Here is a 24,671-nt window from a genome sequence, read left to right as displayed (position 1 = left end):
AGTTCGCCCGGTCCTCACCCTCAGGATCAGCACCAAGCGGCCGAGACGTGCCGCGCCGAGAACTCCCACCCTTCGGGGGGAGGCCCCGCCCTAGTGGAGATGACGATGCTGATCGATGTGGACACCCTTCCGGCCGGAGCGCGCGTGACCCGGCGGACGAGCCGTTTCTGGGCACCGCGCGAGGGGCCGATCTCTCATCTGCGCGAGGCCCTCGCGAGCGACATCGTGCTGCTGCGCGGACCCACCGGGGTCGGGAAGACCTCCCTGCTGCGCCAGTTCGCGCTCACCCTGCAAGACGACACCGAGATCGGTGTGCAGCTCATCGACGGCAACCTCACGCCGCCCGAGAGCATCGACCGCATCGCCGAGAGCTTCGCCAGCGGGCCGTCGCGGCATGTGCTGCTGGTCGACAATCACGTCGAGGGCGTCGGCGTCTCCTCCGAACACCTTCTGCAGATGCTTCACGCCGATTCCGAGCTGCGAATCGTCGTGGGCACCCGGTACGCCACCGGTCTGGAGAGCCCACTCGTGGCTCTCGAGTTCGACGTCCATGTCGTGCCGGCCGCTCGCCTGCGGATGACACGTGACGAGCTCGCACTCGTCCTGGCGCTGAACGGGGTCGAGACCACCGAGGCCGCCACCGACGAACTCGCCGAGCGCACCCACGGATGGCCCGCGCTCGGCCAGCTCGCAAGCGCCCGGCTCCGTCTGGAGGGCCTGCCGCTGAGAACGCGCGAAGAGGCGATCGCCGTCGCCGACTACGCGGGCGCGGCTCTGACCTCCGACATGGAGCAACGGCTCGATATCCCGATCACCGACGAGGTTCGCCTGCTCGCGGTCGCCCCCTTCATCAACGCGGCACTCGCGGAGGCGATGGGCATCGACTCCACGACGGGTTCGACGGCGGAACTCCTCGTGCACCTGCAACACGCGGGTCTGGTCTGGCCGAGCTCGACACGGCTCGTCCTCGCCGAGCCCATCCGCGAGCAATGGTTGCGCGACATCTCGGCACGTACGCCGGGGGTGGTGACGACCGCCCGTCTGAGCCTGCTGAATCATCTCGTCGAAGCGGGCGAACCCTTGCTCGCCGCGCAGATCGCGGCGGACGCCGAACAGTGGCAGACGCTGGCATCGGTGCTGCGAGATTCCGCTCCGGAGATCTGGGCTCGCGACGCGGACAGCTTCGCTCACCTGGTGGGGCGCTTGCGCGACAGCGCGCCGACCGACCCCCTCTCGATCGACGTGCTCCTCGCGCTCGACCCCGATACGGCGCTGTCACCCGAGACTCCCGGGCTCGCCGTCTCCGCACTGGGCCGCCTCCCCGATGCGAAGACGGCCGCGGCGGCGAGCAACCTCGAGGCTCTGACTCTGCGCATCAGTCTCCTGAGGGCGGCCGGGCGCTTCGCTCTCGCCACGGAGTCGGCGTCGCTCCTCGTCGACGGCCTCCGCCGCCACCGCGATGCGGAGCCGGAGGCTTCCGCCGAGGGGTGGTACCAAGCGGGCATGACCGCGTTCGCGATGGGGCGACTGCGCGACGCGGCGCAGTCCCTCCGTCAATCGGAACGCCTCGCCTCACCCGCCGGCCGATCACGCGTGAGAGGGGCGCTCGCGGTCATCGCGCTCCTCGACGGCGACGTCCGGGGAGCGTCGGGCATCGTGGGCCAGAACCGAGACGACAACTGGACGGCGTCCCCCTGGGGAGAAGGGCTCCGCGTCGCGACGGCATGGCTGCAGTTGGAGGGAGGGGATCCGGCGTCGGCTCGGGCGCTGCTGGACCAGATCCCGTCGACCCGGGGAGCGCGTGAGCTCTGGCCGTACGCCGCGTCGATCCACGCCCTCGCCTTCCTGCTCTCGGGAGCGGCATCCGACTCCCTGGGTCTGCTCCGGGTCTGGGCCGTTCGCGCGCGCAGCACCCCGCCCTCGCACTACCAGTCGACCCAGCTCCTCACCGCGCGGGCGAAAGTCCTGATCGCGCTGCGACAGGCGCGCAAGGCGCTCGCCCTCTTCGAAGGGCCGTTCTCTCTTTCTCCGGCCACCGCGCCGGCGATCGCACTGTCGCAGTTGTACGCGGGGCGGACGCACGAAGCGTTCGTCATGAGCGTCAAATGGGGTCTGCACCACGAGCCCGCTCCGCGCGCGGCTCTCGAGAGTCTCGTCGTCAGCGTGGTGGCCGACGTCCGCCTCAACGGGGTGAGCGCACATCGCACCGCCGCGCAACGCGCGGAGTCGTTGAGCATCCAGCACGATCTGTGGAGTCCGTGGAGCGCCGTCGCACCGGAGGACCGCGCGCTGGTCCTTCAGATGCTGACGCCCGCTGCGCGAGAGCGGGTGAGCGAACGGCGCTCGTTCTTCGCATCATCCGTCAGCGTGCCGCACCTCACCAAGCGCGAGCAGGTCGTGCTCGCCCACCTGACGCCCACCTCGACGATCGCCGACATCGCACGGGTCCTCGTCGTGTCGCCGAACACGGTCAAGACCCAGCTGCAGAGCCTGTACCGCAAGCTCGAGGTGTCCGACCGCTCCAGCGCGATCCGCGCGGCCCACGCGTGGGGCCTCATCGAGATCGAGACGGAGGCCTGATCACTTGGGCCGGCGCCGACGCAGTCGACCGACGACGACGCGAGCCACGACCAGCAGCACCAGGACGACGATCACCCCGGGCACCGACAGGGGAACCCCGGCACCGCGCAGGACCGCGACGACGACGATCAGCGCCGCCAGCGGAGCCAGCAACATCACGATCTGCCATACACGTCGTCGAGTCACGGCGACAACGCTAACCTCTCGCCCGCAGGGCTCGCCCCGCGACCTCAGGAGACCGGTCGGGTGGACCGACGCCCCGGAGCCGCCCGCTCATCGGCCGCCACCTGCAGGCCGAAGACGCCGAACCAGGCGATCGCCAGCGTCGCGGCAGTGAATTCCAGGTTGCCTCCGAGCACCGTGTCCCCGCCGAAGAGCGAGAGCATGGCGCCGGTGAACGACGTCACCCCGACGGCCACGAGGGTCATGACGCTCGCCGCGCGCATCCACGGCCGTCGTCGCAGAGCCGCTACCTGGCCCATCGCCACGATGGCGAGGACGAACCCCAGCACGGCGAACGAGATGTGAAAGAGGTCTTGCACCTGTGCGCCCGGGGTGAACGGAACCGGGCAGCCCGGGGAGCACGTGATGACCGAGGCCACGGCGAAGCAGAGCCCGCACACCAGCAGGGTCGTGGCGACCGGCCATCCGACGACGTATCCCCCGCCTCGACCGACGAGGGCGCGATCGACGAGCACCGCCGCGATGGCGAGCAGAAGCAGCGCGAGATTGAACAGCGGCGCCGTGGGCATGCCGGTCGCACCGAGCTGGCTGACGTACTGCACGCTCGGGTCCACACCCCGGCAGACCCAGATGAGCGCGGCACTGACGAAAGCGGCCGATCCCCCCACGGTCGCGAGCGTGGCGGGTCGAGGCGGTCTCACCCGTGATCGTGCGGGCGCGGACTGGTCGACGGTGTCGATCATCGACTCCTCCTGGGGGACAACGGGGCTCGGCCACATTATCGCTTCACCCCGGGCTGTCCGACGCCGAGGTGATCTGTCGATCCAGCGGGGTGAATTCCCCACGCCCTGGTCCGCCTGCTCGCGCGGCGCACCCGATGCTGGATCCGCGGGCAGAGCGAGCACGTCGCCTGCGAGCCGGGGGGCCGCATTGCTGAATGTCTCGCTCTGCCCGCACCTTTCCCCCTTCGGCGGTACCTCGCGTCGACGACCCGGTCGTAACGGGCGCCGGCGCGCCCATTCACCGGAGCACTCCGGGTGGGGCGAGCGCCGGGGTGAAAAAGGGGGGATCTACGCACCAGCCGGGTCGGATCGATGCAATCCTCGAGATCGAGCGATCGTCGAGTTGTTCTCCCCCAAGATTCGAACTCTTCCACCGCGATCGCTCACTCTCGGATGCGCGGTCTCGCCGCCTCGGCACCCGGCCGCGAGACCGCGCATCCCCTTAGAGCCTCCTCCGAACGCCTTACGCCCGCACGCCGATGGGGTTGAATCAAAGGGCGCCCGGATCGGACGCGCCACCCCGAGGAGGACCCCGTGACCGACGACCGCGCCGACCACGAGACCGGCCTGGATGCCCTTCTTCAGGCGTCCGAGAACGGCGACGAAGGGGCGCCCATCTTCCCCGTCGGCTTCCGCGGCTACGATCGCGACGTCGTCGACGAAGCCGTTCGTGAACTCGGTGAACGTCTGCGAAGGGCGGCGGACGACGCGCACGACGCGAAGATGCGCGCCGAAGCGATGTTCGCCCAGCAGCGCGCGGAGCATGATGACGAGCTCGAGCAGGCTGCGCGGCGGCACAGCGAAGAGAACGGCGAGCTGCAGGAACGTCTGCGCGAAGCGGCGGCGCGTGCCGCCGAGGCCGAGACACGGGCATCGGCGCTGTCCGGCGAGTTCGCCGCCCGGCTCGGAGAGGACATCGATCCCGAACAGGGGCGACAGCAGTTCGATGCGATCCTGCGCGTCGCCGAAGAACAGGCGACCGTGCTCGTGCAGAACGCCGTCGGGCAGGCGGAGCGCCTGCTGACGAGCGCTCACGACGAAGCCGCCTCCATCCGCGAGGACGCCGTCGCCGAGCAGTCCCGCCTCCGTGCCGAAGCCCAGCACGACGCCGACCAGATCCGCCTCCGCATCGAGACGGAGGCGACGGCGCACGCCGCGCGTCTCGAGCGCGAAGGCGCGCACGCCGCCGAACGGGTGTCGCAGGCGGAACGCGAGGCCGTGGCGGTGCGCACCGAAGCCGAGAAGGGCGCGGCCGCCCTGCGTTCGATGGTGTCTCGCGAGACGGGGGATCTTCGCGCGAAGGCGGAGCGCGACGTCCGCGAGATGACCGCGCGGGTGCTCGAGTTCGAAGAATCCCTCACGCGACGGCAAGACGATGCGCAGCAGGAGTTCCTCGTGCTGCACAACCAAGCGGTCGCCCACGCCGAGCGGATCACCTCCGATGCGAGCGATCAGGTGGCGGCGGCACTCGAGCACGCGCGCCGGATCAGCGCCCGGGCCGACGACTACGAGCGGCTGGCCCGCGCCCAGGCGCAGCAGGTCGAGGCCGACACGCACGTGCGCGCGCGCGACATCCTCGACGGATCCCGCGAGAAAGCACAGCGCATCGCCGACACGATCACGACGCACGCGGCGTCGGTCCTCCGAGACGCCGAGGACCGAACCCGTGATCTGCGGTGGCAGCAGCAGCAGTTGAGCAGCTTCATGGCCGAGATGAACGAGCTTCTGCGCGCTGTGCCCCGCGGTGGGTCGACGGGTCTCGACCTCGAAGACGACGCACCGGCTTCGAGTACCGAACACGACGAGAAGCACACCGAGGTGGAACGAGACGTCACGGTCGGCGCGCACGAGGACGACGAGGTCGATCCTCCCAGCTGACGTTTGGCGCGCATGCTCTCCCGGAGCTCCCCGGCTAACGTGGGAAGCATGCGCACCGTCCCCCTCGGCCCCTCCGGCACTCGAGTCCCCCACGTCGTCGCCGGAATGATGCGGATCGACGGGAAGAGCGACGAGGACGTCCGCCGGCTCTACCGCGCCGCGCGCGACGCGGGAATCGATTTCTTCGACCACGCCGACATCTACGCGGCCGAACTGCACTCCGCCGAACGCCGGTTCGCCGAAGCCCTGTCGCTCGACTCGGCCGAACGGTCGGAGATCCGCCTGCAGACCAAAGCGGGGATCGTTCGGGAGGGGCCGTACTTCGACTTCTCGTACGACCACCTGGTGTCATCGGTCGAAGAATCCCTGCGGGCTCTGCGCACCGACTACGTCGATGTGCTTCTTCTCCACCGCCCCGATGCCCTCGTCGAGCCCGACGAAGTGGCTCGGGCTTTCGACCACCTCGAGTCCGCGGGCAAGGTGCGGGCGTTCGGCGTCTCGAATCACACACCGCGTCAGATCGATCTGCTGCGCACGGCCGTACGCCAGCCTCTCGTGGCCAACCAGGTGCAACTGTCCATCGCCCACGCGCCCCTGCTCACCCAGGGGCTCGCGGCGAACATGGAGGGCACGGCGCAGTCGGCCGTGCTCGACGGGGGCGGCCTGATCGAGTACTGCCGCATCGAGGGCATCACCCTGCAGGCCTGGTCTCCGCTGCAGGGATCGCGGGGTGGTGGGGTCTTCCTCGACAACCCGGCCTACGCCGAGCTCAACACGGTCATCGGCGAGCTCGCCGCGCGCTACGGGGTGACGCCCCTCGCGATCGCGGTCGCGTGGATCACCCGACACCCGGCCGGAATACAGGTGGTGCTCGGCACCACCACGCCCGAGCGCCTCACCGAGGCTGCGGCGGGTTCCGACATCGACCTCACCCGCGCCGAGTGGTACGCGCTCGTGCGCGCCGCGGGCTACGTCGTCCCCTGACCGGTGTGTCTCAGTCGCCGCGACGCCCCCGGCGACTGCGGGAGATCACGACGATGAGGCCGACTCCGACGATGACGGCGGCGATCAGCGGAACGAGGACGAACGCGAGTCGACCTGTCTCCGCCTCGGCGTCGGGTTCCGCCTGAGCGGAATCCTCCCCCGCCGAGGGGGAGGCGGACGACTCGGGTGCCGACGAGGGCGCCGAGGTCGCCGGAACCGGCTCCGACGTCGCCGCGGTGACGGTGACCGTCGCCTGCGCCAACGTCGACTCCCCCGTGCCGACCGCGACCACGATCTCACCGGCGCGCGTCGGGATGAGTTCGACGGTCGCTGATCCGTCGACCACCGCGACGCGGGCGGTCGTCCCGCCCGCGTCGACGCCGTCTCCGTCGAAGGCCGCGGCGTCGGTGGCATCCATCCCGAAGGTGGCCGTCTCGAGGCCCCCGAGACCTGTCGCCGTGACGGTGGTGGTCTCGCCGATCGCCACGGCCGCCGGGTCGATGGTCACCGCCGGTCCCGTCGTGGCCTGTGCCGCCGCGGGAGCGAGGGCCAGCGAGGCGAAAAGTACGGAGATGGCCAGAACGGCCGGTCGGAGGCGCACGGGGGTTCCCTTCGTCGGTCCGCGTAACGGTACCCACCGCGGCGACCGACCGCGCGGTGGTGGACGCGGACGCCGGGGAGCGCTAGGGATCGCCGCCCGACCCGCTTCGCTAGGCTGTGCTCGACATCCACGAGGAGGGGAAGCTCATGACGTCGATCCGACCGTTTGCGGGAGTCTTCCTCTGCGGCATCGCGGCTCTCGTCTTCGCCGCCCCGACGCTTTTTCTCGCCGCGGACTCGCCGACGGGACCCAAGGTCGCGTTCCTGGTGGTCGGGACGATCATCCTCGCCCTGGGAGCGCTGCGCATCCGCCGCGAAGGCGCCGCGAGCGAGCGGGCGACGGACGAGCCCACGAAGCGCGTCAGCGGGGAGTGACCGCTTCCCGGTCTTCGATCAAGACGACCGAGATCGGTTCGGTGGGCAGGTCCCAGGCGGCGACGGGGTTCATGAGCTTCTCTCTTGCGACGGACGTGAGGTGAGGTTCTGCGCTGTGTCACGCATCGCCGCCGCGAGATCGGCGTCGATGCGCGTGCGGGCCGGCGGTGCGGCAGTCGGGGCCCCCGGCGGGCCCCCGATCACGCGACGCGGGCGAGCGAGCGCGTCGCGGTCGCGGATCGGGGCGCCGGACGCGCCGGGGCCTCGGCCGCCGGAGCTGCGTCGAGCATTCCGTCGAGGCTGAGTCCGCGCGAGGAGTTCGCGTCGTTGGCCATGCGCTTGAGGATGTTCTGGTCGAGGGACTCGGGCTGCTCGGAGTCGAAGACGAACCGCAGGGGGATCGACGGCTGCAGCCAGATCGTCGAGCGTCCGGCCGGTTCGTTCGGGCCGTGCACCCACGACAGGGTGAAGCTCTCGCCACGACGGAGCTTGGTCGCCACGACGACCTTCACGTGTGCCAGCAGTCGGTCCTCGATGATGATCGGCTCGACGGTCGTGCCGTAGAAAAGCTTGGCCATGGTGTACCCCTCTGCTCGTTGCTTGTTTGAGAACTTACTAGTTAGACTAGCGAATAGGCAAACAAGATATTAGGGGACCGGATGACGACCGAAAGCAGCACGCCTCCGTCGTACTGGTACAGCGAAAGCGCCGACGACGAACGGGGATCCCGGGTCATGGAGGCACTGCGTGCGTATCGCAGCGCCGAGATGGCCATGCGCCGTCGCACCCAGGACTCGATGGCGATGGGCGAGAACGAGCTGCTCGTTCTGCGCTATCTGACGCGGGCGGCGGGGTCGGGTCAGGACGTCACTCCGATCCACCTGGCGCGCCATCTCGGCGTGTCGACGGCATCCATCACCGCGCTGCTCGACCGTCTCGAGAAGAGTGCCCACGTGCGGAGGAGTCCGCACCCGACGGATCGCCGGAAGGTGCTCGTGTCTGCGACGATCCACGCCGACGACGAGATGCGCGACACGTTGGCGGCGATGCATCGACGCATGATGCAGGCCACCCGCGGAATGACCGAAGCCGAGACGACGGCGGTCACCGCCTTCCTCGGGCGCATGCGGTGCGCCGTGACGAACGCCTGCGCCTCGACGGGAGACCCGTGTTGCGCGATCGCGGGGGTCCCCGCCGCCTCCCCCTCGGCCGTCGTTCCCGAGACCGTCCCGGACGTGGCGGCGTGAGAGCGCGAGTCACCGCGGCCATCGAGCTCCAGGTCGACAGCGACGCCGACGTCGTCCTCTCGATCGCGGCCGCCTCGGGGTGGACGGATGACGAGCGACTCCAGGTGCGCACCACAGCCGGGGTGCTGCCCGTCAACGAGAGCGTCGACCACCACGGCGGACGCCTGCATCGCGTGACGCTGCCGGTCGGCCATGTTCGGATCGACTACGACGCCGAGGTCACGAGCCCGACCGCCCCCGCTCCCTCGGATGAGCTCGACGCCGTGCGCTACCTCCGGCCCAGCCGTTACGTCCCCTCCGACGCCCTGGGTGACGGCATCCCGAACTTCGGCGGGGCCGCACCCCGCGAATTGGTCTCGCTCGTGCCGCAGTGGGTCGCGGATGCGCTGTCTTACGTGAGCGGGTCCAGCGGGCCTACCGACACCGCTCTCGACACCCTCCGCAGCCGCGAGGGGGTCTGTCGCGACTACGCCCACGTGACGATCGCGCTTCTGCGCGCCCTGGGCGTTCCCGCCCGACTCGTCTCCGTCTACGCCCCCGGCCTGTCCCCCATGGACTTCCACGCCGTCGTCGAGGCCTTCGTCGACGGACGGTGGGAGGTGGTGGATGCCACCCGCTTGGCGCCGCGCCCCCACTTCGTCCGCATCGCGACGGGGCGGGACGCTGCCGACACGGCCTTCCTCACCACGCTGTCGGGAACGATGACGTTGTCTTCCGTCGAGGTCAGCGCCGTCGCCATCGGCGCCTTCACCACCGACGACCATCGCGGCGCGGTGCTCCTACCCTGAGTCCCCCTCACGGGGGATCCCCGCCGGAACCCCGCGCGGTAACGTCGCAGCATGGACGTCTTCCCCCCGCCGTCTCGAGCCCTTCGCCGCGCCGCTGCCCTCGTGGCGGTGTTCGCACTGGCGGTTCTGCTCGTCGCCATCCCCCGCCCGGCCGCGGCCGACACCGACGACTTCACCTTCGACTCCTTCGACGCCGACATGAGCTTGTCGCGCACCTCGGACGGGCACGCCGAGCTCGCCGTCGTCGAGACCATCGTGGCGCGCTTCCCCGACGAGGATCAGAACCGCGGCATCGTGCGGGCGATCCCCGACGATTACGACGGAGTGCCGTTGCAGACCCGTGTCGTGTCGGTCACCGACGCGTCGGGCGCCGACGTGCCCTACGAGATCGAGGAGGGGCGCCGCGAGGTGCGGGTGCTCACGGGCGACGACGATTACGTGCGCGGCGTGCAGACCTACGTCATCTCGTACACGCAGCGCGACACCATCCGGTCGTTCGCCGACACCGACACCGACGAGTTCTACCGGGACATCAACGGCACCGACTGGGAGCAGCCGTTCGGCGAGGTCTCGGTCCGACTGAGCGTCGACTCGTCGCTCTCACCGACGGCGATCGACGGGGCGGCCGCGTGCTACGTCGGAGAGCAGGGCTCCGACGCGAGGTGCGACATCACCCGCACCTCGGATGCAACGGGGTCGCTCGTCTGGACCGCCGGGGCACGGGACCTCGGCGCGGGTGAGAACGTCACCGTCGCGGTGGGCTTCTCACCCGGCACCTTCGTCCCGGGCGAAGTCGTCCGCACTCCCATGGAGCAGTTCTCCGTCGACGCGGCGCCCGCTCTGGCGGGGCTCTCCCTCGGCGCGGTGGGCCTGGCGGTGGCCGCAATCGGGACCGCCGTCGTCGCGCGCCGCCGCGGGCGGGATGCCGCCGGGCGCGGGGTCATCGTGCCCGAGTACGCCCCACCGTCCGACGTCGACGTCCTGCAGGGCGCGGAACTCGTGCAGCGCGGGGGCGCCGGCATCCCCGCCGCTCTGCTCGACGCGGCGATCGCGGGCCATCTGCGCATCGTCGAGTCAGGGGACGACGCGCAGACCCTCATGCTCGAACTCGTGCGCACCGACGACGCGAGCCCCCTGCACGCCGCGGTGCTCACGGCCGTCTTCGGCTCGGGAGCCCGGCCCGGTGCCCGCGTCGTGCTGGGGCCCGACCGGCAAGACGTGGCGAAGGCGTTGCAGGCGCTTCCCCCCGGCGCCTCCGCAGAACTGCGGGCGCGGGGATGGACCCACCCGCAGCGTCACGGCCTCTCGATCGGCGCCGGCATCACCGCGGTGGCGGCATTCGTCGTCGCGGTGGGAGCCCTCATCTTCGCGGCGATGGGAACGGCCCCCACGTGGTGGCAGATCGCCGCGATTCCCGCGACCGTGGTCCTCGGCATCCTGGCGTTCGTCCTGCTGCGCTACCGCGACCGCGTCACCGACGCCGGCGCCCCCGCCCGCGACCACCTTCGGGGCCTGCGCGACTACCTGCAGCTCGCGGAGGCCGACCGCCTGCGCGTTCTGCAGAGTCCCGAGGGAGCCGAGCGGCGCCCCGTCGACACGGCGGACTCGGCGCACGTGCTGCACCTGTACGAGCGCCTTCTGCCGTGGGCCGTGGTGTGGGGAGTCGAGCGCGAATGGGCGCAGGTCCTCGACACGCGTGTGCGCGAGAACGGCGGCGAGCTGGGCTGGTACGCCGGCTCGAACGGCTTCTCGTCGACGGCCTTCCTCGCCACGATGGGATCGATGCGCACCGCCAGCGCCCCGGCGACGGCCACGACGAGCGGATCCGGGAGCTTCTCGGGCGGGTCGTTCGGCGGGGGCTTCTCGGGCGGCGGAATGGGCGGAGGCGGCGGCGGCGGTCGGTGACGCCGTCGGGGCCGCAGCTCGAGACCGTGGCGGGACGACGTCCGCGAGGCGTCACTCCGCGACGCGGATGACCTCCGCGATCACCCGCGGGTCGGCCAATACGCGGAAGTGCCCGCCACCGGCGAGCCGGACGTTGCGCGCCCCCGCCAGCTCGCTCCCCTCGGGGATGTGCGGGTCGAACAGACCGTAGACCGAGACGATCCGCACGTTCGCTTCGGCCGCAGCGGCGAGCGCGCGCACGGTCGCGTCGCCCGAGGCAAAAGCCCGCAACGACGGGGTGGGCATGAGCCGGCTGTAGCGCGAGCCGCCGAAGGGCGTGGCCACGGCCACCATGGCGCGCACCCTCTCGCCCTCCGGATGGAAGGCCATGACGTGCTTGCCGATCAGCCCGCCCTTGCTGTGGGCCACGAGCACGACGTCGTCGAGCCCCCGCGCGACGAGCAGCGCGGCGACGCGATCGGCGGCGTCGGCCACGGGCCGAAGATTGCCGCCCAGCTCGGTGACGACGTGCACCGGGTGCCCGCGGTCGTGCAGGGCCTTCGCGAGGGGTTCCATGAAGCGCCAGGTCTCGTAGATCCCGGGCAGCAGCACGATCGGGGTCCCGCTCCCCTCGGCGAGCGCATCGGGGGCGTCCCGACCGGTGAGCGCCCGCACTTGACCGCGCACGGCGTAGACGTAGTCGCGCACCCACCACCCGAGGTCGCGGATACCGGTGCGGAGCTTCGCGATCACCATGTCCCCATCCTCGTCGAGGCTCCTCCGCGCGGGCGTCGGGTTGCGCCGACGGGCCTCGCCGCACACCCGCGCGGTGCGCGCAACCCGCGTCTCGGTGTCTGCGGCCCGTCGTAATCTGTCGCCATGGACACCTCGGATATCCGCTGGAACGAGCCCGCCCGCCAGAAGATCCTCGACGACGCCGACGCGGTGTTGCGCGAGGCCGTCGTCGCCATCGCCCGCGAGAGCGACGGCATCTCCTCCGACGAGGCGTTCGCGCAGATCAACGCCCGCATCAAGAACCGCTTCATCGACTACGAGCCGGGTCCCGACATCCGCACGTACGCCGACGCGATCGCCGCCGGGGAGATCTCCCCCGACGACGCCGGATGACGCGCGGCCCCTCTCTTCCCCGCGGTCGGCAGTTCGTCCTCACGTGGGGCATACCCGCTGAGTACGGCGGCCTCACCGCCGCCCTCCTGCAGCGGTCGCGCGCCTTCGCCGACCACGGCTCCCCCGTGCACGTGCTGACGTGCGACGACCGCGACGATCGGGTCGCCGTGTCGGCGCAGCTCGAGCGTCGTGGTGCCCTCGCCCCGGGCGTGCACCTCACCAACCTGTGGGATTGGCTTCGCGAGAACACGCTGCGAGGCCGTCCGGTCGCCGCCGGCGCGGGATTCTCACCCCTGACGGCCTCGGCCACCGCCGAGTACACCGCGGGCCTCCTGGTGCGGCGGATACGGACGGATGCCGCGGGGGCGGTGCAGCAGATCGATCACCTGCGCGCCGACGGGACGCTCGCCGTCAGCGACCGCCGCGATGTCGCCCACGGCTCCGGCCGTACCCGGCGCGTCATCGTGGCCTGCGATGAGAGCGGCGCCCCTCGCGCCGCGTGGCGCGGGGTGAGGGAGCTGTACACCGCGTGGCTCGACCGGCTGACCGGCGGTGCCCGGTCGTTCCTGCTCGTCGACAGCAAGGCCATGGCACGGTTCGCGGCCGGGTATCGCCGAGCCGGCGTGGTCGTGCTGCACGTGGTGCACGGCTCCCACCTGACCGACGACGGCAGCGCCATCCGCGCCTCCCGCGCGGAGGTGTTCTCGCGGCTCAGCGCCTTCGACGCCGTCGTGTTCTGCACGCCACGGCAGGTGGCCGACGTGCGGCGCGAGGTCGGGCCCATCCCCCTGCTGACCGCGGTACCACATCCGGTCGACGTGCCCGACGCCGATACTCGTGCACCGCGCGACGGCACGGTGGTGGTGGCCCGGCTCGAGCCGATCAAGCGCGTCGACGACGCGGTCGACGCCATCGGGCTGGCACGGTCGCACGGCGCGCAGGTGCACCTCGACGTGTACGGCGACGGTCCCTCCCGCGCCGCTCTGGAGCGACGGGCCGGCGACGGCGTCGTGTTCCACGGCTTCGATCCCGCCGCGCGCGATGCCCTCCGGCGCGCCTCGACGCTCCTGCTGACGAGTCGTTCCGAGGCCTTCTCGCTCGTGGTGGCCGAGGCGATGGCCGCCGGCTGTCTGCCCATCGCCTACGACGTGCCGTACGGCCCCCGCGAGCTCATCGCCGACGGACGCACCGGGTGGCTCGTGGCGCCCGGTGATGTCGCCGCGCTGAGTGAGGCGCTCGTGCACGCGGCATCCGCGAGCCCGGCGACCCTCGCCCGCATGCGCCGTGCCGCCGTCGAGAGGGCACGCGCGTACGACGAGGCCGCGGTCCTGCGCCTGTGGGGGCGCGCGCTCTCTCGGGCCCGACGGAGACACCGGCTCCGAGGGACCACCTGGCGCACCCGCGAGATGTTGCGGCGCCGCCTTCGGATCGGCTGAGATCCGGACCTATCGGGCCCACGCAGGCGTAACGTTCCTCTCACCACCCCGGCATCGCCGGCGCGGAAGGCACCGATCTCGGTGCCACCGACGACTCCCGTCCGTCGAGCCCTCCCCCACGCGGCTCCGGACGGGAGTCGCCGCCGTTCTCAGCGGTCTTCGCCGTAGCCGCGGATGCTGCGCAGGTCGTCTTTCAGGTCCTCGTTCGACACGTCGTCGTTCACCTGGGCGTCGGCGGCGCGCTGCTCCTGCTCGCCCTGCTTCTTCTCTTCGACCCCGGCGTCGGTCGCACCGTCCATCACGGGGGCGTCCTGGGTCTCTTCGCGGTCAGTCATCGTCGTCCTCCTCGGAAAGGGTGGTGACTGGCATCCTGACCCCCTTCGTCGCGAGCCGACCGGGGCTTGCGCCGACCTGGCCCGAGATGCTCACGCGTCGTGATGCGCCGGGTGACGACGCTCGAGCGCCGAGCCCTCGACGTCGACGTTCGGCACGATGCGATCGAGCCATCGCGGCAGCCACCAGGCCGACCCTCCGAGAACGTGCATGATCGCGGGGATGAGGAGCATGCGCACGATGAACGCGTCGAAGAGCACGCCGAGCGCGAGGCCGAGACCCATCGACTTGATGATCACCGCGTCCGACGCGATGAAGCCCGAGAACACCGCGATCATGATGATCGCCGCGGCCGTCACGACCGTGCGTCCCGCGCGGAACCCCTGCGCCACCGCCAGTCGGGGCGCGGCCCCGTGCGCCCACGCCTCGCGCATGCCGGTGGCGAGGAACAACTGGTAGTCCATCGCGAGACCGAACAGGATGCCGACGAGGATCACCGGCAGGAAGCTGAGGATCGGGCCGGGGTTGTGCACGCCCAGGATGCCGCCCAGCCAGCCCCACTGGAAGACCGCGGTGACCGCGCCGTAGGTCGCGAACAACGACAGCACGAAGCCCACCGTCGCGATCAACGGCACCAGCAGCGAGCGGAAGACCATGATCATGATGAGGAACGACAACCCCACGACCACCACGAGGTAGATCGGCAGCACGTCAGCGAGACCCTCGGAGATGTCGATGTTGATCGCGGCGGCGCCCGCGACCCCCAGCTCGATGTCGCCGTCGACCGCGGGGAGGGACCGTAGATCGCGCACGAGCTGTTCGGTGGACACCGCGTTCGGGCCCTCCTTCGGGATGACCTGGAACGCCGCGAGCGTCCGGTCGTCCGACACCGCGACCGGGGCCACCGCGGCCACATCGTCCTGCGCGAACAGCTCGCGCGCGACGTCGAGCTGGATACCCTGCACGTCGGCCTCGGCGGTGCCGGCTGGCAGCGTCGCGGTCACGAGCAGGGGGGCGTTCGCCCCGGCGCCGAACGCCTGGTCGGTCCAGGTGAACGCCTGGTACGCGATGGAGTCCTCGGCCTCCGACCCGCCGTCGGGCAGGCCCAGCCGCATCGACAGGGCGGGGATCGCCACGACCAGCAGCGCCAGGGTCGCGATCACCATGGTGAGCACGGCACGCAGCGTCGACATCGGCTTCACCGCGGAGACCGTCGCGATCGACCCCGTGCGGGCGGCGCGACGCGGGTGCTCGGCGGAGGCGACGGGAGGCTCGGCGGACCGGGCTGCGCGACGCGGATGCTCGGCGGAGTCGACGGGAGCCGGGGCCGAGCCCGCGGCCCGGCGCGGGCGCTCCATCGCGTCCGCGGCGGCTGTCGCCCTGGCGCGGGCCTTGCGGGTGAGGATCCGTGGACCGGCCAGCCCCAGCAGCGCGGGGATGAGCGACACCGCGATGAGCACGGCGACCAGCACGCTCACCGCCCCCGCCGTTCCCATCAGGCCGAGGAAGGGGATGCCGGTGATGTTGAGCGCCAGCAGGGCCACGATCACGGTCGTGCCGGCGAAGACGACGGCGTTCCCGGCCGTTCCGTTGGCGAGGCCGATGGATTCGACCACCTCGGCGCCCTGCAGCAGCTGGCGCCGGTGGCGATAGAGGATGAACAGCGCGTAGTCGATGCCGACCGCGAGGCCGAGCATCACGCCGAGGATCGGGGTGACGGATGCCATCTGCACCACGCCCGAGAACGACAGCGTGGCCATGGCCCCGATGGCGACGCCGACGAGCGCGGTGACGATGGGAAACGCGGCTGCGAGCACCGAGCCCAGAACGACGACGAGCACGATGGCGGCGATCGCGACGCCGATGGCCTCGCCGACGCCGAGGATCTCGGGCACACCCTGAGCGATCTCGGTGTTGAACGCCACATCGACGCCCGGCACCGGCTCGGCCGTGAAGTGCTCGACGACGGCGTCTTTCGAGGCCTCCGACAGCTCCAGCCGCGGCTCGCTGAAACCGACGTTGACGATCGCGGTGGACGCGTCGTCGGACACCAGACGGATGGCATCCGCGAACGACAGCAACTCGGCTCCGTCGGCGAGCTGGGTCTCCTGCGCGGAGATCTGCGCGAGGCCGTCGGTCACCTGCGTCTGCTGCTGCGCGAGCGCCGCGCGCTGCTGGTCGAGCTGCGCCTGCTGCTGGTCGAGGGCCTCGAGCTGCGCCTGCTTCTGTGCGGTGGGCAGCGGCGCGGCCTCGAGCTGCGCGCGGGCGGCATCGAGCTGCTGCTGGCCCGCGTCGAGCTGCGCCGTCCCCGCGTCGAGCTGCTGCGCGCCCGACTCGGCCTGCGCGCGGGCGTCGGCGAGCTGCTGGCGGCCGTCGACCACCTGCTGTCGCTGATCGTCGAGCTGCTGCTGCGTCGAGAAGGGATCGGTGACGCGCGCCACGTCGGGCAGGTCGCCTGCCGAGGCGACCAGCCCCGAGATCTCGCTCTTCTGCTCGTCGGTCAGCGCCGAGCCGTCGGCGGTGCGGAACACCACCGCTCCCGAGGCGCCGCTGAAGTCGGGCAGTTCCTCCTGCAGCTTCGCGATGACGTCCCCGGATGCCGTGCCCGGGATGTCGAAGCTCGAGCTGAGGCCCTTGGAGCCCAGCAGGAAGCCGCCCACCACCACGCCGAGGATCACGGCCCACGCGACGATCACCGTCCACGCGCGGCGCGCCGCGAAGGTTCCGAGACGGTGCAGCAGTTCAGCCATGCGGAATGTTCCTCTCGTGCGGTGCGCGCGGAGGAGCACCGTCGGCTCCGACCAGTCCGTCGAAGATAACACGCACCGTCTCGTCTCGATTCGGCTCGAGGTCGTCCAGAATGTGTGTCATGGCTCTTCCGCGCAGTGGACCCGTTCGCAGCGAGGCGGCGCGCCTCGCGATCATCGATGCGGCCGTCGCCCTCTTCGTGGAGCGCGGCTACGACCACCTCACGATGGAGGGCATCGCCCGGCGCGCCGGCGTCGGCAAGCAGACCATCTATCGCTGGTGGCCGAGCAAGGGAGACGTCATCGCCGAGGCGATCCTCGAGGGCCGCCTGCTCGGCGGCCGGCGCGACCTCCCCGACACCGGAGACGCGCGCATCGACCTGGCCGACTGGCTCGACGAACTCTTCACCCTGCGCGCCAGCCCCGAGGGCGAGGGCATGCTGCACTCGCTCGTCGCCGCGGCCGCCGGAAGTGCCGAGACCGGCCGACGACTGCGCACCGAGATCCTCGCGGCGCCTCTCATGGCGCGATTGTCCGAAGCGCTGGGAGGAGCCACCGGGCCCCGTCTCGACGCCGCCGCCGACGCCCTGGTGGGAGCGGTCATCCTGCGCGCCCTGAGTCGCGAGGCCTTCCATCGCGACGACATGCTCGCTCTCGTCGACGCGATCGTGGGTGCTCGCACCTGACCCGGCGGCGGCCGCAGGACTCAGGATCGACTAGCACATCGCCCGAAACGGCGTCCAGCCCACCCACGCACATCTTCATCCCGTAGAATCGTGCGCAGCAAGGGGAGTACTCCCACGCGACGATCTCGTCAATACGGCCACGCCATCGTGGACCCGGGACGTCGGCCCGCTTCGCCGGGTGGAAGAGACCTTGGTGTTCTGGCGTACACCTATTCTCCCTGGAGGCCGTCTTGGGCGTCACACCCCTGGTCTGGATCATCACCATCGCGATCACGATCGCGTTCTTCGTCTTCGAGTTCTTCGCGCACGTGCGAAAGCCTCACGAGCCCACGATCGCTGAGTCCGCTCGATGGTCGGCGTTCTACATCGGCTTGGCCCTGCTCTTCGGCGTCGGTATCGGCGCCGTCTCGGGGTGGACCTACGGCGGCGAGTACTTCGCCGGCTACCTGACCGAGAAGGCGTTGTCGATCGACAACCTCTTCGTGTTCCTGATCATCATGACCGGGTTCGCCGTGCCGAAGATCTATCAGCAGAAGGTGCTGATGATCGGCATCGTGATCGCGCTGATCATGCGTGGCGCATTCATCGCCGTCGGTGCCGCGCTGATCGAGAACTTCTCGTGGATCTTCTACATCTTCGGCGCCCTGCTGCTCTTCCTCGCCTACCGCCAGGCGTTCTCGCACGGCGACAGCGACCCCGCGAACGGCAAGTTCATGCAGTTCGTCCGCCGCGTCCTCCCCGTGAGCGAGGAGTACAACGACGACAAGCTGACGGTGAAGAAGGACGGCAAGCGCTTCGTCACCCCGATGCTGCTCGTCATCATCGCGATCGGCTTCATCGACCTCGTCTTCGCGGTCGACTCGATTCCCGCAATCTACGGTCTGACCAACGAGGCGTACATCGTCTTCACCGCCAACGCCTTCGCGTTGATGGGCCTGCGTCAGCTCTACTTCCTCATCGGCGGACTGCTCGAGCGCCTCGTGTACCTCGCGCAGGGACTGGCCGTCATCCTGGCGTTCATCGGTGTGAAGCTCGTCTTCCACGCCCTGCACGTCAACGAGCTGCCCTTCATCAACGGCGGCGAGCCGCTGCTGTGGGTACCCGAGATCCCGATCTGGTTCTCGCTGCTGTTCATCGCGGCGACCGTGGCTGTGGCGACGTTCCTCAGCCTGCGCAAGACCCGCAACGACGACCAGAAGAAGGAACGCGAGACGTTCGACGGCGAGAAGGTCATCCACGCACCCGAGGACTGACCCCGCACGACGACGGGCCCGCGGCGATCGCCGTGGGCCCGTTGCCGTATCCGGGCGTCGTGCGCAACCCCGGCGGACGCGTCCCTCGGCGGTCCTACCGTGGCGGTCATGACGCGATTCGGCTACACCCTCATGACCGAGCAGAGCGGCCCCCGGGCGCTCGTCGACTACGCCGTCGGCGCCGAGCGCGCCGGCTACGACTTCCTCGTCTCGAGCGACCACTACTCGCCCTGGCTCACCAGCCAGGGTCACGCGCCCTACGCGTGGACCGTGCTCGGTGCCGTCGCGCAGGCGACGACCGACGTCGAGCTCATGACGTACGTGACGTGCCCGACGGTTCGCTACCACCCCGCCGTCGTCGCACAGAAGGCGGCAACCCTTCAGCTGCTGTCGGAGGGGCGGTTCACTCTCGGCCTCGGCTCGGGCGAGAACCTCAACGAGCACGTCGTCGGTGAGGGTTGGCCGGCGGTCCACGCCCGCCAGGACATGCTGGTCGAGGCCATCGAGATCATCCGCGCCCTGCACACGGGCGACCTCGTCACCTACGACGGCGAATACTTCCGCGTCGACTCCGCGCGCGTGTGGGATGCGCCCGACGGCGGCGTGCCGATCGGTGTGGCGGTGTCGGGCGAGCACTCGATCGCGCGTTTCGCTCCCCTGGGCGACCACCTCATCACCACCGAGCCCGATGCCGAGATCGTCCAGGGCTGGGACGAGCACCACGAGGGCGCGTCGCGCAAGATCGGTCAGATCCCGATCAGCTGGGACCCCGACAAGGATGCCGCCATCGCACGCGCCCACGACCAGTTCCGCTGGTTCGCCGGAGGCTGGGCCGTCAACGCCGACCTCCCGACCCCCGCGGGCTTCGCGGGCGCATCGCAGTTCGTGCGACCCGAAGACGTCGCCGAGTCGATCGCCTGCGGCCCCGACCTCGATGAGCTGGCCGAGAGCGTGCGGCCGTTCATCGACGCCGGTTTCACCGACATCGCCATCGTGCAGGTCGGCGACGAGCAGCAGCAGCGTTTCGTCGACGAGATCGCCGCTCCCCTGCTCGACAAGCTCCGCGCCCTGTGAGCCGTGGTCCGGGGCGCGTCGGCGACGACGCCCCGGACTCCCGGGCTCAGCGCGGAGAGGCGCCGGTCTCGGCGATCCACCTCTCGAGGCGCCACGAGGGCAGGCGGAAGACACGGGCGACGACCGAGACCGGATGCCGGGCCTCGACGACCGCGGCGACGGCGAACTCGCGGAGCGAGCGGAACTCGCGGTCCGCCAGCACTCCTTCGCGCAGTTCGGTGAAGGTGCGGGGCTGCCGACGCGGTGCCGGGGCACGCTCGACGCCGGTCATGACCGAGCCGGCGACGGGCTGAGGTCGCGAGGCGACGACGCCGGTCGCCGGCGGGGCCGGGCGGGACGCCGTCTCGCTGGGCGCGGGTGCGTGCATCGCAGACCACGCGGCTTCCGGCGGGCGTATCGGCGCCTCGTGGCGCACCCACGGCGCGGGCGGCAGCGGCCCGCCCCACGTCTGCTCTGTCGGAGGATAAACCGCCGACTCGGGCCGGACGGGCGCGAGGGGCGGCTCGGGCATGGTCGGCGCGGCCACCGCAGAACTCCAGGGCGCGGCGGGGAGCTCCCCACCCCACACCACCTCGCTCGGCACCACGTACGGGCTGACCTTCGCTTCGGGCGCGCTCATCCAGGGCGCCGGGGGAAGGTCGCCTCCCCACACGACCTCGCTCGGCACCACGTATTCGCTGCGCGTCGCCTCGTCGCCCGACGCCGTGCGCGTGACGCCGCCGAAGAGCTCGGCGATCCCGATCTCGAAGGTCTCGGCGAGGGCGACGAGCGTCGCCAGCGACGCCGTCGCGCGTCCCGACTCGATCGCGCGGACGCGTGACTCCGAAATGCCGGCCTCGAAAGCCAACCCGGCGACCGAGAAGTCCCGCACCCTTCGCAGTGCCCGCACCCGGTCGGCGAGGCCACGCAGAACACCGTCGAGTCGATGGTCCACCGTCACGTCCGTCATCCGTGTCATCCCCGCCTCACCCGAGGCGCGGCGGCGGCCTCATCGACCCACTTTTGCAGACGCCACTGCTGGATGCGGAACAGACGCGCGATGGTCGACACCGAGTATCCGCCCTCGAGGACCGCGGCGACGGCGAAGTCCTGCAACGACGCGAACGTGCGCCCCTCGAGCACCCCGGTGCGGAGGTCCGCGAAAGAACGGGGGCGACCGGACGACGGGCGCCCCACCTGCGCGGGACCCGCCGGTCGAGGTCTGCCCGCACGCTCGGCGGGCGTGCCGGGGCGCGTCCCCCTCGCCGACCATGATCCGGGGCCGCGTCCCGCACGGGATGCGTCCTCCGACCCGTCGTCGGTCGGAGGTTGCGGCTTCCCCGCGATCGGGGGGTCAGCGGATGCCGGGATCCCCGCGGCGAGTATCGCAGCAGAGCGGACCGCCGAGGGCCTCGCCCCGACGAGTCCGCTCCCGCGCCGCGCGGTCAGACCCCGTCGCGCAGGTCGCGGAAGAACGCGTCGACGTGCGCTCGCAGAGACGCCACGCGACGATCGCGCGCCGCCGCAGCGTCATGACCGAGGTACGCGGGCGGATCGAGCCGACGCACGTTGCGCGAGCACTCGAATCCCGCGCAGAGCAGGGTACCGACGGTATTCCCCGCCCGGCCCGCTTTGCCCGTCCGTCGCGCGGAGAACAGCACGACGTCGTTCGGCAGCGTCACGTCGGTGCACCACGAGCACTGTGCGCGAGTGCGGGTGCGCTGTTCGGTCTGGCGCAACTGCAGACCGACCGGCGTGCCGTCGATCTCGGCGACGACGAACCCGAGCAGGGGCGACTTGGCGTCGCGCCATCCGACGTAGTCGAGGCGGTCCCACGGCGAAGCCTCGATGTCGGTGGGCACCGTGAGGGCGCTGCGCTCACGGGTGGAGACGTTGACGAAGGCGGAACGGAGGGTGGAGGCGGAGAGAGCGTGCATGGAGGTATCCCGAAGAGAGGGTCCGCCCGCGCGGGCGGAACGAAGACGTGCGTGCGAGAAGGAGCGCACGCGCGAAGGTGATCGACCGGTCGAGAGGACGACAGGGATCGAGGTGGCTCGCACACCGGCGAGCGGGCCCCGTCGGTCAGACGGCGGGGGAAGCGGCGCGCACGACGCCTGTGCCGCCGGCGCTCCGCGCGCCGACGACCCCCTCACGCCCGGAGGGCACCGAAGGAGTGACGAAGGACATACCTCCAGGGTACGCCCGTCAGGCCCGAAACGCCGCCGAACCAAGCGTGCGCTCGACCGTCATCTCGAGTACGACGCGCTCCGGGTTCTCACGGGGCTGCCGGTACCGCGCGGCGTACAGCTCCACTGCGCGGGCCACGGCCTCCGGATCATCGGTGACCTGCGCCGACCCTTCGAAGCTGATCCACTGCGCCCCGGCGACCGAGCACACCGAGGCACGGCCGCTGCGTGCGGCGTTCACGAACTTCTGGGTGCCGCGCGAGCCGATGACGCGCACGATGCCGTCCTCGTACGTGAAGCCCACGGGAACGGAGTGCACCCGACCCGAACGGCCGACGGTCGAGAGGGTGGCCAGGTGGTACTCGCGCAAGAAGGCGAAGGCGTCATCGGTCAGCACTCCTCCAGGGTGCCACGTCACGCGATGTCCGAGACCGTTCTCGTGGCGGCATCCCAGCGACGGATCGACGTCGCCCGCACCGCGAGGTCCGCCCCGCCTCCTCGTGCCAACGCCGAGAGCGCCTCGCCGATCCGGTCCACCGGCACGCGTCGCGCCAGGGTGACGTGCGGCGTCCACGAACCCGGGCGCGTGTGGTCGGCGTCGTCGCCGGCACCCGCGCGCTCGTGCACGCGCGCGTGCAGGTCGAGCAGGGCCGATGTGGGAACGACCGAGCGGGCGATGACGCGGGTGCGACCGACGCCGAACAGCAGCGGCGCCCCGAGTGTGAGCGGGAGCGGGAGCGACGAAGCCAGCCCCGTGGCATCCATCTCGTCGAGGGCCCCGCGCACCAGCATCGTCAGATGCGGGCGGTTGCTCTCGCCCGTGTGCCGAGCTTGGCTGGGGAGGTCGGCCGCGACGAGAAGGTCCCACTCGCGTCGGACGGCCGCGTCGGTGTCGTCGTCGAAGAGCAGTTCCAGGCTGGTGCCGTCGCTCATCGCGCGGTCATCGCGTCGACCACCAGGCCGCCGCGACGAGAGCCGGCTGGAAGAACAGGCGAACGAGGCGCTTGCGGTCGGTGTCCAGACCGAACGCCGAACGGCGCTTGCGCCACTGATCGATGTTGCCGGGGAAGATCGCGACGAAGAAGGCCGCGAGGGCGGCCCCCACCCGGCGACGTTCTTTCGGCAGCACCAGCAGGGCCAGGCCGAAACCCGCTTCGACGACCCCGGATGCCACGACCACGGCGTCGCGATCGAGGGGCCCCCGTTCGACCAGGGCATCCGGCACCTGCGCCTGGAAATCGCGGCGCGCGAAGGTCAGATGCGACACACCGGCGAACAGCATTGCCAGGGCGAGCGCCCACCGTACGACAGATCTCATGCGACCACGGTACGAGCCGCGAGACGTGGATCCGGTGGGCTTGACGACGACGCGCGCGTTCTGCGCGACGGATCGCGGCGACTACGCCACCCGGCCGGATCGCGCAAGCCCCGTGTCCTCGAGGCGCTGCGCGGTTGACTGACGATACGCGACGAAGGGGGTGACCATGACGATGACCGAGACAGCATCTACAGCGAGTGAGGACGCCGACGTGGACGCTCTGCTCGTCCGCGCCGCTAGTGGCGACTGCGACGCCTTCGTCGCGTTCTACGACGCCACCGCCCCGCGCGTATATGCGGTGCTGCTCTCCCTCACCGGCGTCGCCGCCTCCGCCGACGCCCTTCTCGAGGGCATCTACGTCGAGGCGTGGGAGCGCATGCGCGGCCGTTCGGCGCCGCCGTGTCCGGGGATGCAGTGGATGTCGGTCATCGCTCACCGACACGCCGCCGGCCAACGCTGAGCGGACGCGTCAGGCGGGCGCTGTGAGCGACGTCGAGGTCGGTGCGCTCCGGGGTCGAGAATGACCCCGCCCGACGGGTCGGGGAAAGAGAAGGGCTGTACGGACGACCCGGAGTACGAAAGGCCCAGGAACGTCTCCCTCGGGAGATATTTCGCACTCATATTTTACTAGGCCGCCTAACTATCGGCCAGGAAAACCCGACAATATGCGGCCGCAGAGGTGAATTATCGGACGCCGCCCAAGATGTATCGACCGCCTGGAATCTCGTTAACCTAACTAGACTGTCGGTCACCTCGCCCGGATCCGACAGGAGGCGTATGACGATCGCGACGGACGAACCCGCCACGAGCGCAGCCCGCGCCGTCGAACGACTCCGCTTGGCGGAGGCCCGGCTCTCCCGCCGTCGGCAGACCGACTGCGGCCCGAGCGAGAACGCGCGCGCGGCGATGCGACTCATCCTCGAGCGCACCGACGACGGCCATCACGTGACCCCGACCGAGATCGCCCAGGCGCTGGGCATCTCGACGGCATCCGTCACCGGGATGCTCGACCGCCTTCACGCGGGCCGGCTCATCACCTTCATGGCGAACCCCGCGGACCGACGCAGCAAGTTCGTCGTCCCGTTCGACCGGGATCAGGACCCGGATGCCATCGACCCGGTGACCGCCCGCATCCGCGAGTTCGCCCTCGACCTTCCGGCCGACACCGCCGATCAGATCGTGTCGTTCCTCGACCGCGTCCGCGAGGTCGTCGACGCGGAGTGCGGCTGA

Annotated in this window: 27 protein-coding genes; 14 read left to right on the top strand and 13 right to left on the bottom strand. The window is 70.7% G+C overall.

All coding sequences use genetic code 11. The features are described 5' to 3' along the window. Nucleotides 1-105 precede the first annotated feature (105 nt). On the top strand, nt 106-2,580 hold the full coding sequence (locus IFU19_RS08635; protein ID WP_191915760.1) for a LuxR C-terminal-related transcriptional regulator: 2,475 nt from the start codon (nt 106-108) through the stop codon (nt 2,578-2,580). On the opposite strand, the gene IFU19_RS08630 is transcribed toward IFU19_RS08635, so the two are convergent. After that, a complete protein-coding gene (locus IFU19_RS08630; RefSeq protein ID WP_156458711.1) occupies nt 2,581-2,766 on the bottom strand; it encodes a hypothetical protein in 186 nt (61 codons plus the stop codon). It lies immediately after the preceding gene. Between the two features lie 44 nt (nt 2,767-2,810). Next, nucleotides 2,811-3,506, bottom strand: a complete 696-nt coding sequence (locus IFU19_RS08625) for a DUF998 domain-containing protein (protein ID WP_055833836.1) — start codon at nt 3,504-3,506, stop codon at nt 2,811-2,813. Between the two features lie 573 nt (nt 3,507-4,079). On the opposite strand from IFU19_RS08625, the gene IFU19_RS08620 reads away from it, so the two are divergent. Together IFU19_RS08620 and IFU19_RS08615 are read left to right on the top strand one after the other, a co-directional pair. Continuing rightward, nucleotides 4,080-5,423: a cell division initiation protein gene (locus IFU19_RS08620; RefSeq protein ID WP_192013446.1), complete on the top strand. Its 1,344-nt coding sequence runs from the start codon at nt 4,080-4,082 to the stop codon at nt 5,421-5,423. A 48-nt stretch (nt 5,424-5,471) separates the two neighbouring features. Beyond that, entirely contained in the window at nt 5,472-6,407 is a 936-nt protein-coding gene (locus tag IFU19_RS08615) for an aldo/keto reductase (protein ID WP_055833833.1), read from the top strand. 10 nt (nt 6,408-6,417) lie between these two features. Here the strand turns inward: IFU19_RS08615 and IFU19_RS08610 are convergent, their stop codons facing one another. Further along, nucleotides 6,418-7,008: a hypothetical protein gene (locus tag IFU19_RS08610; protein WP_192013445.1), complete on the bottom strand. Its 591-nt coding sequence runs from the start codon at nt 7,006-7,008 to the stop codon at nt 6,418-6,420. A 146-nt stretch (nt 7,009-7,154) separates the two neighbouring features. On the opposite strand from IFU19_RS08610, the gene IFU19_RS08605 reads away from it, so the two are divergent. Then, nucleotides 7,155-7,382, top strand: a complete 228-nt coding sequence (locus IFU19_RS08605) for a hypothetical protein (RefSeq protein ID WP_156458710.1) — start codon at nt 7,155-7,157, stop codon at nt 7,380-7,382. Nucleotides 7,383-7,582: 200 nt separating this feature from the next. Here the strand turns inward: IFU19_RS08605 and IFU19_RS08600 are convergent, their stop codons facing one another. Next, the gene (locus tag IFU19_RS08600; RefSeq protein WP_192013444.1) at nt 7,583-7,960 is read right to left on the bottom strand and encodes a DUF7882 family protein; all 378 of its coding nucleotides are present in this window, start codon (nt 7,958-7,960) and stop codon (nt 7,583-7,585) included. Between the two features lie 81 nt (nt 7,961-8,041). Between IFU19_RS08600 and IFU19_RS08595 the strand changes: the two genes are divergently transcribed. Genes IFU19_RS08595 through IFU19_RS08585 form a run of 3 tightly spaced genes read left to right on the top strand, consistent with a single transcriptional unit; the run spans nt 8,042 to nt 11,322 of the window. Continuing rightward, entirely contained in the window at nt 8,042-8,629 is a 588-nt protein-coding gene (locus IFU19_RS08595; RefSeq protein WP_192013443.1) for a MarR family winged helix-turn-helix transcriptional regulator, read from the top strand. Beyond that, nucleotides 8,626-9,417 (top strand): transglutaminase family protein, encoded by a 792-nt coding sequence (locus tag IFU19_RS17020; RefSeq protein ID WP_192013442.1) that lies wholly within the window; start codon nt 8,626-8,628, stop codon nt 9,415-9,417. Before IFU19_RS08595 ends, IFU19_RS17020 begins: the two co-directional genes overlap by 4 nt. A 51-nt stretch (nt 9,418-9,468) precedes the next feature. Next, nucleotides 9,469-11,322: a DUF2207 domain-containing protein gene (locus tag IFU19_RS08585; RefSeq protein ID WP_192013441.1), complete on the top strand. Its 1,854-nt coding sequence runs from the start codon at nt 9,469-9,471 to the stop codon at nt 11,320-11,322. 51 nt (nt 11,323-11,373) lie between these two features. Here the strand turns inward: IFU19_RS08585 and IFU19_RS08580 are convergent, their stop codons facing one another. Continuing rightward, nucleotides 11,374-12,057, bottom strand: a complete 684-nt coding sequence (locus tag IFU19_RS08580) for an esterase/lipase family protein (RefSeq protein WP_192013440.1) — start codon at nt 12,055-12,057, stop codon at nt 11,374-11,376. A gap of 123 nt (nt 12,058-12,180) precedes the next feature. On the opposite strand from IFU19_RS08580, the gene IFU19_RS08575 reads away from it, so the two are divergent. Both IFU19_RS08575 and IFU19_RS08570 read left to right on the top strand, forming a co-directional pair. Beyond that, entirely contained in the window at nt 12,181-12,429 is a 249-nt protein-coding gene (locus IFU19_RS08575; RefSeq protein WP_191915754.1) for a hypothetical protein, read from the top strand. Next, nucleotides 12,426-13,865, top strand: coding sequence for a glycosyltransferase (locus tag IFU19_RS08570; protein WP_192013439.1), 1,440 nt, complete (start codon nt 12,426-12,428; stop codon nt 13,863-13,865). Before IFU19_RS08575 ends, IFU19_RS08570 begins: the two co-directional genes overlap by 4 nt. 149 nt (nt 13,866-14,014) lie before the next feature. Here the strand turns inward: IFU19_RS08570 and IFU19_RS08565 are convergent, their stop codons facing one another. Further along, the gene (locus IFU19_RS08565) at nt 14,015-14,200 is read right to left on the bottom strand and encodes a hypothetical protein (RefSeq protein ID WP_055833809.1); all 186 of its coding nucleotides are present in this window, start codon (nt 14,198-14,200) and stop codon (nt 14,015-14,017) included. Nucleotides 14,201-14,290: 90 nt separating this feature from the next. Beyond that, nucleotides 14,291-16,948 carry an MMPL family transporter gene (locus IFU19_RS08560; RefSeq protein ID WP_192013438.1) on the bottom strand — a complete coding sequence of 886 codons (2,658 nt, stop codon included), beginning with the start codon at nt 16,946-16,948 and terminating at the stop codon, nt 14,291-14,293. A gap of 119 nt (nt 16,949-17,067) precedes the next feature. Here IFU19_RS08560 and IFU19_RS08555 point away from each other — a divergent pair, with 119 nt between their 5' ends. The 3 genes from IFU19_RS08555 (at nt 17,068) to IFU19_RS08545 (ending at nt 19,958) form a co-directional block, all read left to right on the top strand. After that, complete coding sequence (locus tag IFU19_RS08555; protein ID WP_055833802.1) at nt 17,068-17,631, top strand: TetR/AcrR family transcriptional regulator; 564 nt, start codon at nt 17,068-17,070, stop codon at nt 17,629-17,631. A gap of 230 nt (nt 17,632-17,861) precedes the next feature. Further along, complete coding sequence (locus IFU19_RS08550; RefSeq protein WP_055833798.1) at nt 17,862-18,884, top strand: TerC family protein; 1,023 nt, start codon at nt 17,862-17,864, stop codon at nt 18,882-18,884. Between the two features lie 108 nt (nt 18,885-18,992). After that, nucleotides 18,993-19,958 carry an LLM class F420-dependent oxidoreductase gene (locus tag IFU19_RS08545; RefSeq protein WP_055833795.1) on the top strand — a complete coding sequence of 322 codons (966 nt, stop codon included), beginning with the start codon at nt 18,993-18,995 and terminating at the stop codon, nt 19,956-19,958. 46 nt (nt 19,959-20,004) lie between these two features. On the opposite strand, the gene IFU19_RS08540 is transcribed toward IFU19_RS08545, so the two are convergent. From IFU19_RS08540 to IFU19_RS08515, 6 genes are all read right to left on the bottom strand, one after another. Further along, entirely contained in the window at nt 20,005-20,907 is a 903-nt protein-coding gene (locus IFU19_RS08540; protein ID WP_192013437.1) for a helix-turn-helix domain-containing protein, read from the bottom strand. Nucleotides 20,908-20,912: 5 nt separating this feature from the next. Then, nucleotides 20,913-21,134, bottom strand: coding sequence for a hypothetical protein (locus tag IFU19_RS08535; protein WP_082509264.1), 222 nt, complete (start codon nt 21,132-21,134; stop codon nt 20,913-20,915). A gap of 248 nt (nt 21,135-21,382) precedes the next feature. Next, complete coding sequence (locus tag IFU19_RS08530; RefSeq protein WP_192013436.1) at nt 21,383-21,874, bottom strand: FBP domain-containing protein; 492 nt, start codon at nt 21,872-21,874, stop codon at nt 21,383-21,385. 268 nt (nt 21,875-22,142) lie between these two features. Then, entirely contained in the window at nt 22,143-22,520 is a 378-nt protein-coding gene (locus tag IFU19_RS08525) for a PPOX class F420-dependent oxidoreductase (RefSeq protein WP_082509263.1), read from the bottom strand. Between the two features lie 17 nt (nt 22,521-22,537). Beyond that, entirely contained in the window at nt 22,538-23,056 is a 519-nt protein-coding gene (locus tag IFU19_RS08520; protein ID WP_192013435.1) for a 2'-5' RNA ligase family protein, read from the bottom strand. Nucleotides 23,057-23,063: 7 nt separating this feature from the next. Next, nucleotides 23,064-23,441 (bottom strand): DoxX family protein, encoded by a 378-nt coding sequence (locus IFU19_RS08515; protein ID WP_070408563.1) that lies wholly within the window; start codon nt 23,439-23,441, stop codon nt 23,064-23,066. Between the two features lie 211 nt (nt 23,442-23,652). Between IFU19_RS08515 and IFU19_RS08510 the strand changes: the two genes are divergently transcribed. Further along, on the top strand, nt 23,653-23,901 hold the full coding sequence (locus IFU19_RS08510) for a hypothetical protein (protein WP_156459378.1): 249 nt from the start codon (nt 23,653-23,655) through the stop codon (nt 23,899-23,901). A 317-nt stretch (nt 23,902-24,218) separates the two neighbouring features. Continuing rightward, nucleotides 24,219-24,671: a MarR family winged helix-turn-helix transcriptional regulator gene (locus IFU19_RS08505; protein ID WP_192013434.1), complete on the top strand. Its 453-nt coding sequence runs from the start codon at nt 24,219-24,221 to the stop codon at nt 24,669-24,671.

The sequence above is a fragment of the Microbacterium sp. CFBP 8794 genome (assembly GCF_014841235.1).
Classification (GTDB): Bacteria; Actinomycetota; Actinomycetes; order Actinomycetales; family Microbacteriaceae; genus Microbacterium.
Note: the sequence above shows the minus strand (reverse complement) of the source record. Positions and strands in the feature narration are given on the sequence as shown.

Coding starts and splice junctions, on each gene's coding strand:
- IFU19_RS08555 (WP_055833802.1), top strand. CDS start 17,068: ATGGCTCTTCCGCGCAGTGGACCCGTTCGCAGCGAGGCGGCGCGCCTC.
- IFU19_RS08560 (WP_192013438.1), bottom strand. CDS start 16,948: ATGGCTGAACTGCTGCACCGTCTCGGAACCTTCGCGGCGCGCCGCGCG.
- IFU19_RS08600 (WP_192013444.1), bottom strand. CDS start 7,960: ATGGCCAAGCTTTTCTACGGCACGACCGTCGAGCCGATCATCATCGAG.
- IFU19_RS08605 (WP_156458710.1), top strand. CDS start 7,155: ATGACGTCGATCCGACCGTTTGCGGGAGTCTTCCTCTGCGGCATCGCG.
- IFU19_RS08545 (WP_055833795.1), top strand. CDS start 18,993: ATGACGCGATTCGGCTACACCCTCATGACCGAGCAGAGCGGCCCCCGG.
- IFU19_RS08505 (WP_192013434.1), top strand. CDS start 24,219: ATGACGATCGCGACGGACGAACCCGCCACGAGCGCAGCCCGCGCCGTC.
- IFU19_RS08595 (WP_192013443.1), top strand. CDS start 8,042: ATGACGACCGAAAGCAGCACGCCTCCGTCGTACTGGTACAGCGAAAGC.
- IFU19_RS08565 (WP_055833809.1), bottom strand. CDS start 14,200: ATGACTGACCGCGAAGAGACCCAGGACGCCCCCGTGATGGACGGTGCG.
- IFU19_RS08585 (WP_192013441.1), top strand. CDS start 9,469: ATGGACGTCTTCCCCCCGCCGTCTCGAGCCCTTCGCCGCGCCGCTGCC.
- IFU19_RS08530 (WP_192013436.1), bottom strand. CDS start 21,874: ATGCACGCTCTCTCCGCCTCCACCCTCCGTTCCGCCTTCGTCAACGTC.
- IFU19_RS08520 (WP_192013435.1), bottom strand. CDS start 23,056: ATGAGCGACGGCACCAGCCTGGAACTGCTCTTCGACGACGACACCGAC.
- IFU19_RS08580 (WP_192013440.1), bottom strand. CDS start 12,057: ATGGTGATCGCGAAGCTCCGCACCGGTATCCGCGACCTCGGGTGGTGG.
- IFU19_RS08575 (WP_191915754.1), top strand. CDS start 12,181: ATGGACACCTCGGATATCCGCTGGAACGAGCCCGCCCGCCAGAAGATC.
- IFU19_RS08615 (WP_055833833.1), top strand. CDS start 5,472: ATGCGCACCGTCCCCCTCGGCCCCTCCGGCACTCGAGTCCCCCACGTC.
- IFU19_RS08625 (WP_055833836.1), bottom strand. CDS start 3,506: ATGATCGACACCGTCGACCAGTCCGCGCCCGCACGATCACGGGTGAGA.
- IFU19_RS08570 (WP_192013439.1), top strand. CDS start 12,426: ATGACGCGCGGCCCCTCTCTTCCCCGCGGTCGGCAGTTCGTCCTCACG.
- IFU19_RS08540 (WP_192013437.1), bottom strand. CDS start 20,907: ATGACGGACGTGACGGTGGACCATCGACTCGACGGTGTTCTGCGTGGC.
- IFU19_RS08515 (WP_070408563.1), bottom strand. CDS start 23,441: ATGAGATCTGTCGTACGGTGGGCGCTCGCCCTGGCAATGCTGTTCGCC.
- IFU19_RS08635 (WP_191915760.1), top strand. CDS start 106: ATGCTGATCGATGTGGACACCCTTCCGGCCGGAGCGCGCGTGACCCGG.